This window comes from Novosphingobium sp. AAP1, assembly GCF_001295765.1.
In the GTDB taxonomy this organism is placed as follows: Bacteria; Pseudomonadota; Alphaproteobacteria; order Sphingomonadales; family Sphingomonadaceae; genus Novosphingobium; species Novosphingobium capsulatum.
The window spans coordinates 1-18,049 of sequence record NZ_LJHO01000023.1 but is presented as its reverse complement, the minus strand read 5'-3'; the positions used below and the strand labels follow the sequence as shown (position 1 = coordinate 18,049).

Here is an 18,049-nt window from a genome sequence, read left to right as displayed (position 1 = left end):
GAGACCGCACGCATAGCGGCGCACCTCTCCCTCCGGCCACCCTATCACAAACGAGCATTGGACTCGCCGCCAGGCGTCTTTGACGGCATGAAAAAGCCGACGACCAACGCATCGCCATCACACTCATGCCGGCGTTCCACGAATGCGCTTCTGTCATCTGGTCTTCTTCATCCCAAACAGGTTGGGCACACGGCAGGCAGACCAGCACATCGTATGCGTTCACGGCCTGGTGTCAGTTGCCCACCCGCTCCAACTTTACGTCGGCAATATGCACGTCCACGCTCGGGGCGAGCCAGAACGCCAGGGGACGCAGGCGGCAGGTTGAATCCAGCAGGATTTCCGTCCCGACCCGATCCCTGTCGCCCGGCTGGCGCGTCGGCAACTGCGCCATGCCCTGGTCGAATGTGCAGCCCAGGCTGACCCGCAGCGAGCGCAGCGCAAGATCGCCAGCCTCCGGCATGGTCCACGAGAGGCGATAGCGCCCCGCCGGCAGCACGAGCATCTGCTGCAGCACCGGCTGGGTGGAAGCGCCGTTGACGCGCACATCGACCTGGCGCAGCCCACCGGTCGCCGGCGTCGGCTCGTTGACGAGCATCTCGATGTCGCCCACGGCGGGCACACGCCAATCGAACAGAGACGCGCGCGACTGGTTGTCCAGATTGAGATTGGCGAAATTGCCATCGTGCACGAGCGAGGTGCCGGCGTCGCAGGAACGCAACCAGACTTCTTGCGCCGCGTCCATCAGATTGGCCTTGGCCAAGGCCGACGTCAGCCAGGCCATGCGGTCGCAGGCGAAGGTTTGCCGCGGCGCGCGGCGAATGACATCGACCCGCTTCAACAGCACGTCTGGCGGCGTCTCATCGGGCGTCAGGAGGAACGCGGCCTGCCACGGCGCGCCTTGCGCAAACCGTTCCGCCAGCGCAGTGCGGCCTTCGACGCTCGCGGTGACATCGTTGATCAGGGCATCGCGGCTGGTGTTGTCGGGAAATTGCCGCATGATGGCATCAAGCCGTTCTGCCGCCACTTTGGCGTCGCCCAGATCCAGCCCGCGATCGATCCAGTAGAGTTGCGTGGCGACATCGCGCCAGCCCATGTTGCCGGACACGCGGAACGCGGCGTCGGCGGCGTCGTGCTGTCCCAGCGCCTGCCGCGCCCGGCCAAGAACGCCGATCGCCAAGGGGTCCATCGGATCGGACGCCACCGCCCGGCGCGCGAGACGCTCCGCCTCGGCGGGCCGGTTCATGTCCAGCGCGTCCATCGCCCGCATGCGCGCCGACATCGTATCATATGGCCATCCCACCAGCCCGCGCGTGGTGCTGTCGGGCGTGGTGGAAAGCCGGTCGGCGCCGCTGATCGCGGCCACGGTGCCATAGCATGCCAAAGCGAGCGCGCCTGCGATGGATAGCAACCCGGGCATACGCGGTTGCGCCATGGCAGGGTCAGCCATTGGTTTCCGGCGAGTAGCGGTAATAGCTATAGCCGTAATATTCGGAGTAGCGATTGCCCATCTTCGACGCGTCGAACATGGTCAGCACAGCGCCGAGCACGTTGGGATGCATCGAGCGCAGGCGGCGCAACGAAGCCTTGAGCGAGCCGCGGCGGCTGCGGTTCGACTGGACGACCAGTACCACGCCTTCGACAATTGCCGACATCAGGGGTGCATCAGCCAGGCCTAGAACCGGCGGACTGTCGAGAATGACCACGTCGAACCGTGCGCTCAGTTCCTGCAGCACGGCGTTGAGGCGGCCCGAGCTGATTAGTTCGGTAGGGCTGGGCGGAATCGGCCCTGAGGTGATGACCGAAAGGTTTTCGTGCGCTGTCGGACGCAGTACATCATCGATGCTGTGCTGCGCGGTCAGCAGGCTGGACATGCCCGCATCGTTGGCGATGCCGATCACCGCGTGCAGCGCCGGGCGGCGCATATCGACATCGAGCAAAGCCACGCGGTGGCCCAGCCGCGCGAGACCTTCTGCCATGGCCAGGCTGGTGGTGGACTTGCCTTCCGACGGCTGCGAGCTGGTGACCAGGATGGTGCGTGGCAGGCCGTTGGGTGTCGAATAGAGCAGGGCGCCGCGTAGCGAGTTGTAGCTTTCGCTGATCGCCGACTTGGGATCGGCGAGAGCCGCGCTGGGCGTGGTATCCTCTGCTGTGGGGATGACGCCTAGCAAAGATAGGCCCAGCTTGTCCTCGACGTCTTCTGGCACCCGCACCGCATCGTCGAGCTGGTAGCGGATAAGAACGATCAGGCCCGATAGCACCAGGCCGGCCAACAGCGCGATCAACAGGTTGTTGATCAGAACCGGCGAGCTGGGAATGTTCGGCACTTCGGCGGCATCGATGATGGCGATGTTGCTGGCACTGATGCCGGCAGCGGCGTTCAGTTCCTTGAAGCGTTGCAGCAGGCCATCATAAAGTGATCGGTTGGTATCGGCTTCGCGCGCCAGCAGGTTGTAGCGCACCGACAAATCCTGTTCGGCCAAGGTTGAACCCTTGAGCGTGGCCAGATCGGCTTGCAACTTCTGCTCTGCGTTCACTGCAGCATCGTATTGCTGCTTCACCGAGGCGCGGATGGTCAGCGCCACGGCATTGAGCTGCTGGCTGATCGCAGCAACCTGCGCTCTCGCCTGCTGTACCGACGGATAGTCCTCCAGATGGCGGGCGCGTTCGCGTTCCAGTTCGGCCTGGGCCGTGGCGCGGTTGGTCAACAGGCTGGCGATAGAGGGATTGGCGAGGACTTCGGGCGCCGACATCAGGTTCGGGCCGGAAATCGCCTTCCAGCGCTGCTCGGCCGCCATGCGGTTGACTTGAGCTTGGTTGAGCGCGGTGTTTATCTGGAGCAGGCTCGACATCGTGACCGAACTGCCGCCCGAAGCATCGCCACCGCCATCCGGCGTGGTCGGCGCATTGGCATCGCGCAGATGGATCAGCCCGGCTTCGCGCGCATAGGCATTGAGATCTCGCTCGGACTGTTCCAGCTTGGCCTTGGCTTCAGCAAGTTGCCCGGAAATGAATTCGCGAGCGTAGGCCGAACTGTCATAGCGACGTTGCAGGTTGGCTTGGATGAATTCGTTGGCCCAGGCATTGGCGATTTTGGCCGAAAGCTGTGGATCGGTGCTGGTAAAGCTAATTGTCGCCAGTCGTGAGGCCGGCACCATATCCGCCAGTTCGGCTTTGACCAGGAGCGAAAGGGTATATTCGCGTATCGCCTCGTTCGAAGCGCCGGGCTTGGGCGCCGGCGCGCCCATCGCATTATAGAAACTGGGATTGCCGATCAGGCGGAGCCGCTGTGCTACACGTTCTGCAATCGCGCGGCTATTGAGAATCGCGACCTGCGTCTTGAGAAAGCGATCGGTATCCTGCGGTGAAGCAGCCTCAGACTGCGAAGGATCCTGCTGGTCATTCAACACTTGGGCAGATTGATTGTTGATCTGGACCGTCGCTTGCGCGGTGTAGCGTGGCGTCATCAACAGAGTCGTGACGAAGGCTAAAGCCACCGAAATTGCCACGATCAGGCCAATGATCAGCAAGTTGGCTCTCACGATCATCAGCAGCTTGCGCAAATCGAACGAAGGTGCGTCCTCGTAGATATCCTCATGATCGCCGTCGACGTCCAACTTGGAGCGCGGCGCGTAGTGATCTGCCGAAGCACTGTTCATAGCTGTGGTCACGATACCGCCGATCTTAGAAGCGCAAAAGGAAGATGTTGAAGATCGGCGCCATCTGGAGCACGTCCCGATAACCGGACTTCAACTGGGAGAAACCGACCACGACCACGTCGCCTCCCAGGATTTGCGGATCAGGATCGACACCTTTGCGGATGCGGTTGAGATCAAACCGGGCGACCATGCGCTTGCCGTTGACCGTGCGGAATACCATGGTCTCGCTCAGCTTGGCGATACGCGTGGGGCTTTGGGCCATCGATACCGCGCCCAGCAGTGTGGTGCTTGCATTCACCGGATAGGCACCGGCATGGTTGACTTGGCCTTCAACCGAAACAAACTTTTCAGCCGCTGTGTTCACATTTATCGTTACCTGCGGATACTTCAGATAACGCTCGCCGAGCTTTGTCTCGATCAAGTGCGACGCATCGGCCGGGGAAAGGCCACTCACCTTAACCGATCCTGCCAAAGGCATCTGGATGCGGCCGGCATCGTCGACCACCAGCTTCACAAAGCTCAGGTCGGGTTCGCCCAGCACCGAAAGCGAAAGCTCGTCACCAACTCCGATTGGCGCACTATCGGGCGTCTTCGCATCGGAAATGGACGGTGCCACCTTGTAGGCATCGACACCGGTCGCAACCTCGGGACCGACCGGCGTGGTCGCGCAGGCGGACAGGGCGGCAGACGCAAACATGGCCGCAATGATGGTAGGAAACTTCACGAGTTCCACAGCTCCTGCAAAAATCTGGCGCTCGCCATTTCCGAACTTGGCCGGTCCGCAGCACGCGAGGAATCTCGCGCTACTCCGTCCTCAATTCCCTAGAATTTCGATGCCAGCAAATGCTGCTTTGCACAATAGTAATCTGCTTCGCTTGCGGCAGCCCGCATCCTCTCTCCGGCATATGCCCTGGCTCTAGTATCTCCTAGCACGTCGCGGTCAATGTCCAACGCAATATGACGCCTACCAAAAGAATCAGACCGCTTCGTCGCTATAAGCGGACGTTTCGTCGCAACGTTTGACGCGCTAAGCACAGATTTTTTGGTGCAGCACGCTCGGCGTTGCAGTGCAAACAAACGTTGCATCGTCCTGACGCTGCTGGTTGATGGATAATCGGCGTCACGCGGTTAGACAGCGTAATGCCCGCGAAACCATGCGACGAAGCGGGACGCACCATCCCGCGCGATTGTCGCCGGCTTTTACCCCATATCACGTTGCAGAAGGCTGCTGAAAACGGGCCCAGCGTAGGGGAGTGATGCCCTGTCAACATTATGCTGTGCGGCACCGAGCCCCTCCTTTCGCCCGCTGAGGATAGCGTCCCCGGACGTGGTGTAGGTTCTGACGGTAGCGTTGCTGGCTGGCTGCGCGCTTTCGATATAGCGCTGTAGCAGCCAGCCAGCGGCGGGGGTGGTCATCGCGGTTTTCGGATAGGTTTAGGTTGTGACACTCCAACCTGGAGAACCACGATGACCGATTCCATGATGCACTTGCGCGCTAGTCGAGAAGGCCCCCGGCGCGGATATTTTGCGCGACATGATCTCGTATGCCGCCGAGCGGCTGAACGAGATGGATGTTGGCGGCCTGACCGGTGCCTGCCATGGCGAGAAGTCCGCGGACCGGCTTGTCCAGCGCAACGGCCACCGCGAACGCGACTGGCAGACCCGCGCTGGACGGTCGAACTGCGCATCCCCAAGTTGCGCAAGCTTGTTGACGTGGCCCCCTGATTTTCCTCCACGCTTGATTAGGGTCCAAACCCAATCAGCCTCTTGAAAATTGGCGTTTGGCCTGATTCAGGGAGTCTCCGCAGAGGCAGGAGGCTTTGAGAATGTCGCGTTCGTTGTTCTGGCTGTCGGATGAAGCTTGGGGTGCCATCGAGCCGCACTTGCCGAAGAACCAGCCCGGAGCGCGACGTGTCGATGATCGCAGGGTGATTTCCGGCATCATTCACATGCTCAAATGCGGCGGCCGATGGGCGGATTGCCCTGCCGAATATGGGCCATCGACGACCGTCTACAATCGCTGGAACAGGTGGAGCCGTCGGGGCATCTGGATGCGCATCCTGGCGGCGCTGACAGAGGAAGGCTGGATTGCCGAAACCGGCCAGATCGACAGTAGCTACATCTAGGCCCACCGCAGCGCCGGTGGGGCAAAAGGGGGGGGGCGCGAGCCAATGCCATTGGGATCTCGCGTGGCGGCCGGACAACAAAGAACCACGCCCTTGTCGATGTCCTCGGACGACCACTCCGCCTTGTCCTGACGCCCGGCAATACATCTGACGTGCAGGGCGCAGACCTGCTGATCGGCGAAACTATCGGCATGAAGCGCGTGATTGCCAACCGTGGCTACGACGCGAACCGCATCAGGGCCACCTTGCGCGAGCAAGGCACGATCCCGGTGATCCCCGGACGGCGCAACCGCAAACGCCCGATCCAGTATGACGAGCGCCAATACAAGGATCGCTGGCGGGTCGAGGCCATGTTCTGCCGCCTGAAGGACTTCCGCCGCATCGCCACTCGCTACGACAAGCTCGCCAGGAACTTCCTCTCAGCCGTATGCCTCGCTGCCGCCGTAGCGTTCTGGCTCTGAACGAGTCTGGGCCCTAGCGCGCCGCAGTTCCTTCACCTCGCGCTCCAACAGTTTGAGCCGGGCCTTGCCATCGGCAGCCTGCGCTGCTGGTGCCGTTCGTCGGCTCGCCTCCTCACGGCACCAGCGGCGCAGCGTCTTGGCCGTGCAGCCAATCTTGCTGGCGATCGACGTCATCGCCTCCCACTCCGAGCCGTAATCAGCACGGTGATCGCCAACCATGCGTACCGCGCGTTCGCGGACCTCAGGTGAAAACTTTTTCCGGGTCTTGCTCATCACGAAAGCTCCTTCTCACAAATAGGAGCCTCCGGGAATGCCGGGGCGGTTCATGCGCCGATGCCCCCTGTAATCCTGTGTGCAAGACCATATATAAGGTTTGGGAGCAGAATATTGCATTTGCGAATTCACCGAAATTTTTCTAAAAATTTGTTATAAATTATCTTTTGGTGGGGCATGCAGATTCGAACCCAGAGCGCGGACGCTTCCGCAGGATCAAGGCAGGCATATTGGGATGGGGTGAAAGGCATCGCCATCTTTGCGGTGATCGTCATCCACGTAGTACCCTCGCGGGAAGTCCTGACGCTAGCTCAGGTAGACCAGTGGATGATGATACTGACCCGCCAATTCGTGAACTTTGCTGTTCCCACCTTTTTGGCTTTGTCCGGCATGATGGCTGCGATGACATCCCGCCCCAAGGATGCAAAATACGTTCGGCTCAGACTTGCCAAGCTCTGGCCTGCCTACCTGTTTTGGTCCGTTGTCTTTATCGTCCTGTTTCACCGGCCAGATTTGCGAAATCCGGGTGCCATGGCAGTGGATATCTTGGCAGGTCAGGGCATAGGAATTGGCTATTTCGTGATAGTCCTTAGCCAGATGATCATCCTCACACCGTTGCTAGCCCGGATAAGATCAGTGGCGGGCCACTTAGGGATTATAGTCGGACTTACACTTGCTGGAAAAATATATACTTACGGTACGACCCTAGGATTTATGTCTCTGGGCTCGTTTCCTAAATTGAGTAATTTTCCTTATTCAGTATTGCCGTTCATTGTGTGGTATCCCTTCTATCATTTGGGATACATGATCGCTAACCGGATCGATATCTCCCGCCCTAGATATGGGGCACTAGCCATTGCCCTATTCGCAATGATCGTTTTTCTATTGATAAGCATAGCTGAATGCACGGCCTGGCTCCGTATAAACCCTCAACTGGCTGCTGCCCAGTTTAAGGCTAGTTCATCAGCATATTCTATTGCCTTATTTTTTGTAGCATTTCTTCTCTCACCAATATTAAGCCGCCGTGTTCCGCAATTTCTGGTGTTTGCCGGACGAAATTCATACATTATCTATTTGGCGCATATCATCCCACTCAAGCTTATCACCAAGCTAGCGTCTTGGGTTGGGTTGGCTACCGGAACAATTCAGCAGGTTGCTATCGTGGCAAGCGGAACATTTGTGGTCTGCCTCGTGATGGCAGCAGTGGGCCGGAGATGGCTGCCCGATAGATTGCAGCCTTATATCTTGGGCTAGAGACTGTTATGAACCTGTCATCAAAGAGATGGCCTGTTTGCTCATGATTGTTGCGAAGGCGACAAGATGGAGGCCCGCCAGTGTCTGGGCATAGCGCTCGTAATCCTTGACGAGCCTGCGGAAGCGCGTGGCCCATGCGAAGGATCGCTCGACAACCCATCGGCGCGGCAGCAGAACGAAACCACGTTTGGCTTCGGGCAGTTTGACGACCTTGAGATCGATGCCGTGCTGGGCCGCCGCCTGGGCGGTGGATTGACCGGTGTAGCCCTGATCGACCCAGGCTATTTCCACGCTGTCGCCGGTGACGGCCTGAATAGTTCTGGCCATGGTTTCGACCTCACCGCGATCCTGAGCACTGGCAGATGTGACATGCAAGGCCAGCAGGTTGCCCAGATCACCGAGCGCGGATATCCGGTAGCCGAAGTCTCGCAGCGGCTCGGTGTCAGTCAGCACTCGTTGTATGCGTGGAAGCGACAGCTGGGCCGGCAAGTGTCGGGCGACGCCAGCAAGGATGCCGAGATCCGCCAGTTGAAGCGCGAGCTGGCCCGGGTGACCGAGGAGCGCGACATACTAAAAAACGGTCGCGGGTTTGGCCCGCCTGTGCGCGATAGAAACGGGTTGTGGTATTTGGCGGACGGAGGGTCGCGGCCGATCGCTTATTGGTGGCATGATACCCCGTTAAAAAACGTGGCCCGTGGGCAGTTGCGCACTTGAGAGTGGTGGCGCCGGATTCCGGCGACCCCGGTTAGGAAAATGACGGTTTGCATCGCCCATACCCTCCCATTTTGGAGGAGCTGTGGAATGAGTAGATCAAAATCCGCGAAGGCCGGTGATCTGCCGATGGTTGTGCCCGGTGCGGCGGCCATCGATATCGGCTCGACTATGCACATGGCAGCGGTCAATCCCGATGCTGACGATCGGCCTGTGCGCGCATTCGGCACATTCACCGGCGATCTGCACGTTATGCCCAAGTTGGACAGTGGTGACGGAACGCGCAGGGAACATGATGCTGTAAGTCTTTGATTTTGCGCGATGCGGATGTGCCGGTAAAATCAGATGTGCTAACAACATTTTGGCTGTGATGGGCGGTTTGGTTTATCTTTTTATCCGCAAGCAGTAACAACATCGCCATGTACGTCGTCGAACGAGTCGCGCGCGGGCACCGCTACCTTTATCTCGTCGAGAGCGTGCGCGAGGGCAAAACTGTCCGCCAGCGTACGATCAAGGCTCTGGGCCGCAAGGATATGCTGGCCGCCAGTGGCGAACTCGACAGGCTGGCGGCCTCGATTGCACGTCACGCAGAACGCAGCGTCATTCTGTCCGATATCGATGCAGGCCGGGTCCATGCCCGCCGCATTGGCGGCCCGCTGCTGTTCGGGCGGCTGTGGCAGCGGCTTGGCATCGATGCCGTGTTGGAAGAAGCCCTGGAAGGCCGCCAGTTCGGCTTTGCCGTGGAGCGCGCTGTGTTTGTGGCCACACTGCACCGGCTGTTCGTCTCAGGCTCGGACCGCGCCTGCCTGGACTGGATGGAAAGCTACGCCATCGAGGGGATCAAAGATCTTGCCCTCCATCATTTCTATCGCGCCATGGCCTGGCTGGGCGAGGAGATCGAGGAAACAGCCGAAGGCGCATTGGTGCCCCGCTGCGTGAAGGACGTGATCGAGGAGAAGCTGTTCGATCGCCGCCGGGACCTGTTCACCGACCTCAGCCTGGTGTTCATGGATACGACGTCGCTCTCGTTCTACGGCGCAGGCGGCGATACGCTGGGACGGCGGGGTCATTCCAAGGACCACCGGCCCGAGCTTGCCCAGATGATCCTGGCCGTGGTGATCGACGCTCAGGGGCGCCCGATCTGCACCGAGATGGTTCCGGGCAACACGGCTGACGTGAAAGTGTTGATGCCCATCGTCACGCGCCTGCGTACCCGCTTTGGCATCACCCGCTCGTGCGTTGTAGCCGACCGCGGCATGATCAGCGCCGATACCATCGCTGCCCTCGAGGAACTGGGCATGGAATACATCCTGGGTGCGCGCGAGCGCACCAGCAGCGTCATTCGCGATGTCGTGCTTAACGACACAGCCCCGATGGTGCCGTTGGTCCTCGAACGGCAGGCAGGAGACACCCAGCTATGGGTCAAGGAAATGCGCGTTGGTAAAGGCGCAGATGCCCAGCGCTACGTCGTCACGCTCAATGAAGCTGAGGCAAAGAAGGACAAGGCCGATCGGCAAGCGATTATCGATGGCCTTCAGGCCCAGCTGAAGAAGGGCGACAAGGCCCTGGTCGGCAACTCGGCTTATCGCCGCTATCTCAAGGCCAGCGGCAAGACCTTCGAAATCGATCTGGGCAAGCTTGCCGACGAGGCCCGCTTCGACGGCATCAGCGTGCTGCGCACCAATGCCCGGATCACCCCTCTGCAAGCTGTCATCCGCTACCGCGACCTGCTTCAGGTCGAGGCCTTGTTCCGGGTCGCCAAGGCCAGCTTCGACACCCGCCCCATTTTCCATCAGTCCGATGCCGCAATCCGCGGCCATGTCTTTGTCTCGTTCTTGGCTCTGACGCTGGCCAAGGAACTCACCCGCCTGTGCCAGGACAAAGGGTTCCAGCCCGAATGGCAACCGCTCCTCAACGATCTCGATCGCCTGCAGGAGGCCACCATCGAAAAGGATGGCAAGGTCATTACCACCCGCACCCACGTCTCGGGCCAGGTCGGCAATGTCTTCAAGGCCACCGGTATTGCGCTGCCCGTCAACATCAGCGAGCTGCCACCGCAAACCTGAGCCTCTGTACGCTCAACAGAACCCAAAAGTGTAGTGGTGACACTCCCGGCTGCGCGCGCATGCCATTGAACGAAAATGCCTTTTCAACACGCACTGTTCAACTTGGGTTATGGCTCGTTGGTTCAAAACATGTGGCGTGACCAGCGTGGCGATGGAATCGACCGGCGTCTATTGGATCCCGGCTTTCGAGGTGCTTGACGAGCACGGCTTCCAGGTCATCCTCGTCAATGCGCGATACGCCAAGAATGTCCCGGGTCGCAAAACCGATGTGAATGATGCGGCCTGGCTTCAGCGCCTGCACAGCTATGGCCTGTTGCGCGGCAGTTTCCGTCCGAAGGCCGAGGTCGCCACCTTGCGCGCCTATATGCGGCAGCGCGAGCGACTGATCGAATATTCGGCCTCGCATATCCAGCATATGCAAAAGGCCCTGATGGAGATGAACGTGCAATTGCACCACGTTGTCTCCGACATCACCGGTGCCACCGGTATGCGGATCATCAGAGCCATCGCGGACGGCGAGCGGAACCCCGTCACGCTTGCCGAGATGCGGGACGTTCGTTGCCATGCGACCGTAGAGACAATCTGCTCCGCATTGACCGGGAACTGGCGTGAAGAGCATATCTTCGCGCTATGCCAATCGCTTGCGCTGTTTGACTTTTACCAGAGCAAGATCGTGGAATGTGACCGCAAGCTGGAGATCGCGCTCCGAGATCTCGAAGACGGCAATGGACACGACACAGCGCGCCTTCGCAAGGCTCGGACCAAGACCAGACAAGTGAATGCGCCGGACTTTGAAGTTCGCTCGGCGCTCTATCGTGTGCTGGGTGTGGACCTGACCCAGATCCACGGCATCGGCCCATCGTTGGCCCTCAAGCTGGTTGGGGAATGCGGCACCGACCTTTCGGCATGGCCAAGCTCGAAGCACTTCACATCATGGCTGTGCCTGGCACCGGGTAATAAGATATCGGGCGGCAAGCTGCTGTCATCGAAGACGCGTCGATCATCGAGCCGCGCTGCTGCGCTTCTGCGCCTTGCCGCAACCACGATTGGCCGGACCGATACGGCGCTGGGCGCATTTTACCGTCGGCTGTCTGCAAGGGCAGGAAAAGCTAAGGCCGTAACCGCCACTGCACGCAAACTCGCCGTATTGTTTTACAACGCGGTGCGACACGGCATGGCGTACCATGACCCCGGTGCGACACAATACGAAGAGCGCTATCGCAGCCGCGTGATCGGCAATTTGCAACGGCGCGCCAAGGCATTCGGCTTCGTGCTGCAGGAATTACCCGAAGAGCCCGAGATGGCTGTTTCTTAGGAAAGCCACCGCGTATTTCGCTCGAGATGCAAAGTGAGATACGCCTTCATTGCCGAGCATCGCGATCGTTTCTGTGTGCGGGCAATGTGCCGGTGCCACGCTGTGCAGCCCAGCGGCTTCTATGCCTGGCAGAAGAGCCCGCTGAGCCAGCGGGCTCGGGAAGATGCCCGGCAGACGGAGCTGATCCGGCGAGCCTGGAACTGCGTGTTTCGGGAAGTCTCGGACACCGGTTTCAGTAAGTCGCGGACAGTGATTTCACAAAGTCTCGGACAATCATTTCGGTAAGTCCCGGACAGTTTGGCGTGGTTGTTCAGTGGGTGCGCCGGTTTGGCATGATCGTCCCAGCGGAGGAGCTGGGAGACGGACATGCCGAGGGGGAAGCAGCCGAGACGAACGGACGTGAAAGATATCAGATCGATATTGCGCCTGACCTACGAGAGTAGGTTATCGGTGCGTGAGGTGTCGGAGCGGCTTGGGCTGAGCAAGTCGACCGTTTCGACCTATTTGCTGCGGGCGCGCGAGGCCGGACTGACTGCCTGGCCGATGCCTGCCGGGCACGAAGATGATGCCACGCTCGAGCGCAGACTGTTCCGGCAGATGGGACGTCCGCCGCGCGACATGACCGAGCCGGACTGGCAGCTGGTCTCACGTGAGATGAAGCGCAAGGGCGTGACGCTTTTGCTGCTGTGGCAGGAATATCGCGAGGCCCACCCCGACGGGTTCGGTTACACTTGGTTTTGCGACAAGTTCGGCCAGCACGCGAAGCGCGCCAACCCGACCTACCGGCACCGCCATGCCGCCGGCGCGGTGATGCAGACCGATTACGCAGGCCAGACCATCCCGCTCATCGATCCTGCCACCGGAGAGGTCCACGAGGCCCAGCTGTTCGTCGCCGTGCTCGGAGCGTCGAGTTATACCTTCGCGACGGCAAGCTTGTACCAGCGGTTGCCGGACTGGATCGAGGGTCAAGTTCGTGCGCTGGAGTATTTTGGCGGCGTTCCTGCTTCGATCGTCTGCGACAATCTGAAGGCGGGGGTCGCCAAGGCACTGTGGTTCGAGCCCACCCTGACCGCGACCTTCGCCGCGATGGCAGAGCATTACGACACCACAATCCTGCCGACACGACCGTATAAACCGCGCGACAAGGGCAAGGTCGAGGGGGCGGTCCTGATCGCGGAAAGGTGGATCGTCGCCCGGCTGCGCAATCGGCAGTTCTTCGACCTGGCCGTCCTCAATGCCGAGATAGCCGGGCTGCTCGAACTGATAAACACCAAGACGATGCGGCATGTTGGACGCTCGCGCCGCGAGATGTTCGAGCAGATCGAGCGCGTGGCGCTTAAGCCGCTCCCGGTCGGACGGTTCGAGTACGCGGAATGGAAGACCGCCAAGGTCCACCCCGATTACCACGTCGCGGTCGACCGCAACTTCTACTCGGTTCCGCATGGCCTGATCGGTCGCAAGGTCGACGTGCGGTTGACCCAGCGGGTGGTCGAGATCTTCCACAATCACAAGCGGATCGCCAGCCATGTGCGCAACTCGCAGCGCGGGTTCCACATCACCGTCAACGCCCACATGCCCAAGGCGCACCAGCGTTACGCCGACCAGACGCCGGCCTCGCTGATCGAACGCGCGGCCAGGATGGGCGTCAATGTGACCATCATGGTCGAGCGGATGATGACCGATCGACGCCATCCCGAGCAGGGCTATCGCTCGGCGATGGGCATCCTCTCGCTTGGACGCGGATACGGTCATGCTCGTCTCGATGCGGCCTGTGACCGCGCGCTGTCGATCGAGGCCACCACTTACGCCTCGGTTCTCTCCATCCTCAAATCCGGGTTGGACCAGGCCATTCCGGTCAGTGAGCCAGTCAGCTCAACGCCGCCGCACGGCAACATCCGCGGTGCGGTCTACTATCAATGAAAGGAATGACGATCATGCTGACACATCCCATGGTGGACCAGATGCAGTCGCTGGGGCTCGCCGGAATGGCGGGTGCCTATCGCGATCTTGCCGAACAGGCCGGTAGCGATGGGCTGAGCCGCGACGAATGGCTGGGGCTGATGCTCGATCGCGAAGTGGCCACGCGTAGCGACAAGCGGCTTGCTAACCGGCTTGCCGCCGCGCGGCTTCGGTTCAGCGACGCGTGCATCGAGAACATCGACTTTGCTGCACATCGCAAGCTCGACCGCCGCAGCGTTCTCGCGCTAGCGCAGGGCGACTGGCTCAAGGCGCACGAGCACCTCATCATCACCGGGCCGACCGGCACGGGCAAAACCTGGTTGGGGTGTGCGTTCGGTCGCCAGGCCGCCCGGCTCGACTACTCGGTTCTTTACGTTCGTATGCCGCGCATGTTCGAAGACCTCGGCATGGCGCGGCTCGACGGCCGCTTCCCTCGACTGATCGACAAGCTGACACGGGTCCAGCTCCTGATACTCGACGACTGGGGCAGCCATGGCCTGACGGAACAACAGCGCGGCGACCTGCTGGAAATCTTCGAAGAGCGCTACAAGCGGAAATCGACGCTGATCACCGCGCAGCTGCCGGTCGCGCAGTGGCACGAAATGATCGGTCAGCCGACCATCGCCGACGCCATCCTCGATCGCCTCGTCCACAATGCCCACAGGATCACACTCGACGGCGACAGCATGCGCAAAACCCGCACGCCGTCCCTCTTGACCGAACCGGACAAAGCCGAAATCATCGCAGCGTGAAAATCAACAAGGCACCCATGAGCGAACCACACCGACTGTCCGGGACTTAGCGAAACGCTCGTCCGCGATTTTGCGAAACGCCTGTCCAGAACTTCTGAAATGCGCACCTGGAACGACAGCGGCAAGGTCTATGGCTATCGCAAGCTGCACGATGACCTGCTGGATCATGGCGAGACCTGCTGCCCGAACCGCGTTGCCCGGTTGACCAGACTGGCGGGCATCAAGGCACAGATCGGCTACAAGCGTAGACCCGGCAGCTATGGTGGCAAGCCGTCCCTGGCGGTCGACAACACGCTGGATCGCCAGTTCGACGTGGCTGCGCCAGACCGGGCCTGGGTGACAGACATCACTTATATCCGCACCCTGGAAGGCTTCGCCTATCTGGCTGTCGTGATCGACCTCTATTCCCGCCGCGTGGTGGGCTGGTCGATGCAGAGCCGACAGACCACCGATGTCGTGCTGCAGGCGCTGCACATGGCGGTGTGGCGGCGTAAGCCGAAGCACCGGGTGCTGATCCACTCGGACCAGGGCTCGCAGTTCACCAGCATGGACTGGGCTGCCTTCATCCGCGCTCACAATCTTGAGCACTCGATGAGCCGACGTGGCAATTGCCATGACAACGCTGTTGCCGAGAGCTTCTTCTCCTCGCTCAAGCGCGAGCGCATCCGGCGCCGGACCTACAAAACCCGCGAAGAAGCCCGGCAGGACGTGTTCGATTACCTTGAAATGTTCTACAACCCGGTGCGCAAGCAGGTCAGGAATGGAATGCTGTCCCCCGTCGAGTTCGAACGACAGCAGATTTTGAAAGCGGAAGGCGTCTAGAAAACTAGGGGCTACTCAACCATCCCATGACTGCTAGCACCGAGACAGCGGTGAGCTTGCCGCGCCACCACGCTTAGAACGGGCCTGTTTCTGGAGACGGTTAAATCGGCGCGCGATCGTCGAGGCTGTCAGCGTTGGCTTTTGCCAGCATTTGACGCAAGGAAAGCTTCTCGTCGGGATAGTGAATCTCTGCCACTCTCCAACCCTCTAGGTTTCGCTTCAGAATAACCACTAGGTGCGCAATGCCAGCGCCGTCAGCATCGCGGCGTGCGACGGATACAGAAGCAGTGGCTTGATCTGCGTCGGCATGACGGAGCGTGACCGCCGGCTCTAAGTCGCGTGGATTGCTGCACAGGCATAAGGGGTCGGCGGTCAGCGTAACTCCATCGCCCTTGGTCGTATCGGCCAGCAGCCCAGCGAGTTCGTCAGTAAAATAGCGATTTCGCAAGTCGCCCACAGAGGAAACCGCCGCATTGAGCCCATTGTCAGCGTACATCGCTTTGATGAAGTTCACAGGATCACTGGGCGTATCGTCGTCGAAAGAGCCCGCTCTCGCAGACGATTCAGCAAACGGGTTAGCCACCGGCGGCCCCGGATCGGCATCAGGCGTACCCGTTGGGACAGGCGTGACAGGGTCGCAGGCGGTGTTGATCATTATAAGCAACAAAGCCGTTGCTACATGCATCTTTCGTACAATTGTCATGCCGGTTCTTACCTGCCCATCGCATTACGCGACGGAAGTTCTAGTCCCCAGCAGCGAGCGATAGCGCATATTGCGCCGCAGCGCGACAGGAAATGCCTACCAGAGTTGATGCTCAGGGGTGACAATGATCCGCTGTAGCGATGCGCCGAGACACGTGGCTCCCGCTCAATGATTTTTTTCACGCTCAAGAAGCTGTTATGCCCTGTCATCAAAGAGATGGCCTGCCACCTCATGATTGCGGCGAATGCGACAAGATAGGGTCTCGCCAGTTTCCCCGCATCGTCCTCACAATCCGTGACAGGCCTGCGAAAGTGGGTGGCCTCCTATGAAGGATCGTTCGACAGCCGACTATCGCGGCGCCATCCTCGATCGGCTCGTCCACAATGCCCACGGGATCACGCTGGAGGGCGGCAGCATTCGTTAAACCCTTACGCATTCTGTCTTGGCTGAACCGACAATGCCGAATTCATCGTCGCGTGCATAGCAGCTGGGCACCCATGGGCGATTCTCGCCAATTGTCCTCGACTTAGCGAACCGCTTGTCCGCAAATTTATGAAACGGGCGTCCAGGGCTTCTGAAACGTGCAGCCCAGGGGGCTGGCTATTGAAATCTCCGTGGGCTGAGGCTTTTGTCGTTGCGTGTTCCGGCGTCTCAGGCCGTCTCGGCCTGACCGCGCTCTCCTTCCGCTGCGCTCCAGCCGAGCCGGCTCTGCCGTCTCGTCGGCATGGCCGGTACGATCGCTGACACTTGGCCCGGCCCTGCTGGCCGGCCCTGTCGGTCAGCTTGTGGCTACCCTCCGGTTGTCGCCGCGCTTTGGGTGCGCGGCGGCGTCTGCCTCGGCTCCGAGGTGACGGGGGGCGTCACGGCCCTGTAGCCCCGCCGCGACGGAGTGCAACCCGGCCCGCTGCGCGGCTCCGGGTGCTCCACGCTGTTGCGCTCCTTCGGATGCACCCCGCCGCCTGATGCGGGGCTCTTGGTCCGCTCCTGCCGCCCCCCGCCACTCCGGCGCCGGGCCATGGCGGTTTAAGGAGCTTGAAGATCATGAGCACCGTGAACACGAGCGAACGCCAGTCCCTCTATGTCGAGGTCACGTATCGCATCATTGCCGAACTCGAAGCCGGGCGCCTGCCCTGGGTGCAGCCCTGGGACGCCAGCCGTTGTCCCTGCACGCTGCCCCACAATGCCGGTTCGGGTAGGACTTATTCCGGGATTAATATTCTCATTCTCTGGACCTCGGCCATCGAGCAGGGCTTTTCCTCGCAGCGCTGGCTGACCTATCGCCAAGCCGAAGCAGCCGGGGGCCATGTCCGGCGCGGCGAGAAGGGTACGGTGGTCTGCTATGCCGATCGCTTCACCCCGCGCGAGGAAGCTGCCAAGGCCAGGGACGAAGACCGCGAAGCGCGCACCGTGGCCTTTCTCAAGCGCTTTACCGTGTTCAACCTCGACCAGTGCGAAGACCTGCCCGAGGACATGATTGCCCCGGTGATGCCGATTGCGCCAGAACTGGCGATTGCCGGTGCCGATCGCGTGATCCAGAACAGCGGGGTAACCTTCCGCATTGGTGGCGGGGAAGCGTTCTATTCGCCCACCCATGATGTGGTGCAGGTGCCGCCCCAGGCTGCCTTCCTCGAGCCCATCAACTGGTTCCGCACGGCATTGCATGAACTCGGTCATGCCACAGGCCACCCGAGCCGGCTGGACCGGGATCAGACCGGCGAATTCGGCTCCGCGTCCTACGCAAAGGAGGAACTTATTGCGGAAATGGCCAGTGCCTTTGCCTGCGCCGCGCTGGGCATTGTCCCGACGGTGCGGCATTCCGACTACATCGGCGCATGGCTCGAAGTGCTGTGCGCCGACGAGAAGGCGATCTTCCGCGCCGCCAGTGCGGCCAGCAAGGCGGCCGACTTCCTGCTGGCCTGTGGGGAGGACCGGCCATGAGCCGGCCTCTCCC

General features: G+C 60.7%; 11 protein-coding genes and 7 pseudogenes. 12 read left to right on the top strand and 6 right to left on the bottom strand.

What is annotated here, in order from left to right:
• Window positions 1-232: 232 nt before the first annotated feature.
• From IP65_RS19785 to IP65_RS19775, 3 genes are read right to left on the bottom strand one after another with little or no spacing between them, the layout of a single operon-like run.
• Complete coding sequence (locus IP65_RS19785; protein WP_197279300.1) at window positions 233-1,447, bottom strand: hypothetical protein; 1,215 nt, start codon at window positions 1,445-1,447, stop codon at window positions 233-235.
• On the bottom strand, window positions 1,440-3,656 hold the full coding sequence (locus IP65_RS19780) for a polysaccharide biosynthesis tyrosine autokinase (protein WP_082350274.1): 2,217 nt from the start codon (window positions 3,654-3,656) through the stop codon (window positions 1,440-1,442). Before IP65_RS19780 ends, IP65_RS19785 begins: the two co-directional genes overlap by 8 nt.
• Before the next feature lie 25 nt (window positions 3,657-3,681).
• Window positions 3,682-4,380, bottom strand: coding sequence for a polysaccharide biosynthesis/export family protein (locus IP65_RS19775; RefSeq protein WP_054132780.1), 699 nt, complete (start codon window positions 4,378-4,380; stop codon window positions 3,682-3,684).
• 743 nt (window positions 4,381-5,123) lie between these two features.
• Between IP65_RS19775 and IP65_RS22260 the strand changes: the two are divergent.
• Together IP65_RS22260 and IP65_RS21075 are read left to right on the top strand one after the other, a co-directional pair.
• Window positions 5,124-5,360 (top strand): annotated as a pseudogene (locus IP65_RS22260) (transposase); the annotation flags it as partial.
• 122 nt (window positions 5,361-5,482) lie between these two features.
• Window positions 5,483-6,243: pseudogene (locus IP65_RS21075) on the top strand (IS5 family transposase).
• Window positions 6,244-6,258: 15 nt separating this feature from the next.
• Here the strand turns inward: IP65_RS21075 and IP65_RS21070 are convergent.
• Window positions 6,259-6,516 (bottom strand): annotated as a pseudogene (locus IP65_RS21070) (transposase); the annotation flags it as partial.
• A 177-nt stretch (window positions 6,517-6,693) separates the two neighbouring features.
• Between IP65_RS21070 and IP65_RS19755 the strand changes: the two are divergent.
• A complete protein-coding gene (locus tag IP65_RS19755; RefSeq protein WP_054132765.1) occupies window positions 6,694-7,770 on the top strand; it encodes an acyltransferase in 1,077 nt (358 codons plus the stop codon).
• A 6-nt stretch (window positions 7,771-7,776) separates the two neighbouring features.
• Here the strand turns inward: IP65_RS19755 and IP65_RS21065 are convergent.
• Window positions 7,777-8,160 (bottom strand): annotated as a pseudogene (locus tag IP65_RS21065) (transposase); the annotation flags it as partial.
• Between IP65_RS21065 and IP65_RS19750 the strand changes: the two are divergent.
• The 8 genes and pseudogenes from IP65_RS19750 to IP65_RS19725 form a co-directional block, all read left to right on the top strand.
• Window positions 8,140-8,355 (top strand): annotated as a pseudogene (locus tag IP65_RS19750) (transposase); the annotation flags it as partial. The pseudogenes IP65_RS21065 and IP65_RS19750 sit on opposite strands and share 21 nt — an antisense overlap.
• Window positions 8,356-8,571: 216 nt before the next feature.
• On the top strand, window positions 8,572-8,793 hold the full coding sequence (locus IP65_RS21795) for a hypothetical protein (RefSeq protein WP_197279298.1): 222 nt from the start codon (window positions 8,572-8,574) through the stop codon (window positions 8,791-8,793).
• Window positions 8,794-8,900: 107 nt separating this feature from the next.
• On the top strand, window positions 8,901-10,547 hold the full coding sequence (locus IP65_RS19745) for an IS1634 family transposase (RefSeq protein ID WP_054132764.1): 1,647 nt from the start codon (window positions 8,901-8,903) through the stop codon (window positions 10,545-10,547).
• A 109-nt stretch (window positions 10,548-10,656) separates the two neighbouring features.
• Complete coding sequence (locus tag IP65_RS19740) at window positions 10,657-11,862, top strand: IS110 family transposase (protein WP_231627822.1); 1,206 nt, start codon at window positions 10,657-10,659, stop codon at window positions 11,860-11,862.
• Window positions 11,863-12,063 (top strand): annotated as a pseudogene (locus tag IP65_RS21540) (IS3 family transposase); the annotation flags it as partial. It abuts the gene before it with no gap.
• Window positions 12,064-12,228: 165 nt separating this feature from the next.
• Window positions 12,229-13,782 (top strand): IS21 family transposase, encoded by a 1,554-nt coding sequence (gene istA, locus IP65_RS19735; protein WP_054132763.1) that lies wholly within the window; start codon window positions 12,229-12,231, stop codon window positions 13,780-13,782.
• 14 nt (window positions 13,783-13,796) lie between these two features.
• Window positions 13,797-14,573 carry an IS21-like element helper ATPase IstB gene (gene istB, locus IP65_RS19730; RefSeq protein WP_054132779.1) on the top strand — a complete coding sequence of 259 codons (777 nt, stop codon included), beginning with the start codon at window positions 13,797-13,799 and terminating at the stop codon, window positions 14,571-14,573.
• A 108-nt stretch (window positions 14,574-14,681) separates the two neighbouring features.
• Window positions 14,682-15,395, top strand: a pseudogene (locus IP65_RS19725) (IS3 family transposase); the annotation flags it as partial.
• Window positions 15,396-15,495: 100 nt separating this feature from the next.
• On the opposite strand, the gene IP65_RS19720 reads toward IP65_RS19725, so the two are convergent.
• Window positions 15,496-16,050: a hypothetical protein gene (locus IP65_RS19720; protein WP_156306769.1), complete on the bottom strand. Its 555-nt coding sequence runs from the start codon at window positions 16,048-16,050 to the stop codon at window positions 15,496-15,498.
• A gap of 1,089 nt (window positions 16,051-17,139) precedes the next feature.
• Here IP65_RS19720 and IP65_RS19715 point away from each other — a divergent pair.
• Window positions 17,140-18,036 carry an ArdC family protein gene (locus IP65_RS19715; RefSeq protein ID WP_054132778.1) on the top strand — a complete coding sequence of 299 codons (897 nt, stop codon included), beginning with the start codon at window positions 17,140-17,142 and terminating at the stop codon, window positions 18,034-18,036.
• Window positions 18,037-18,049 lie beyond the last annotated feature (13 nt).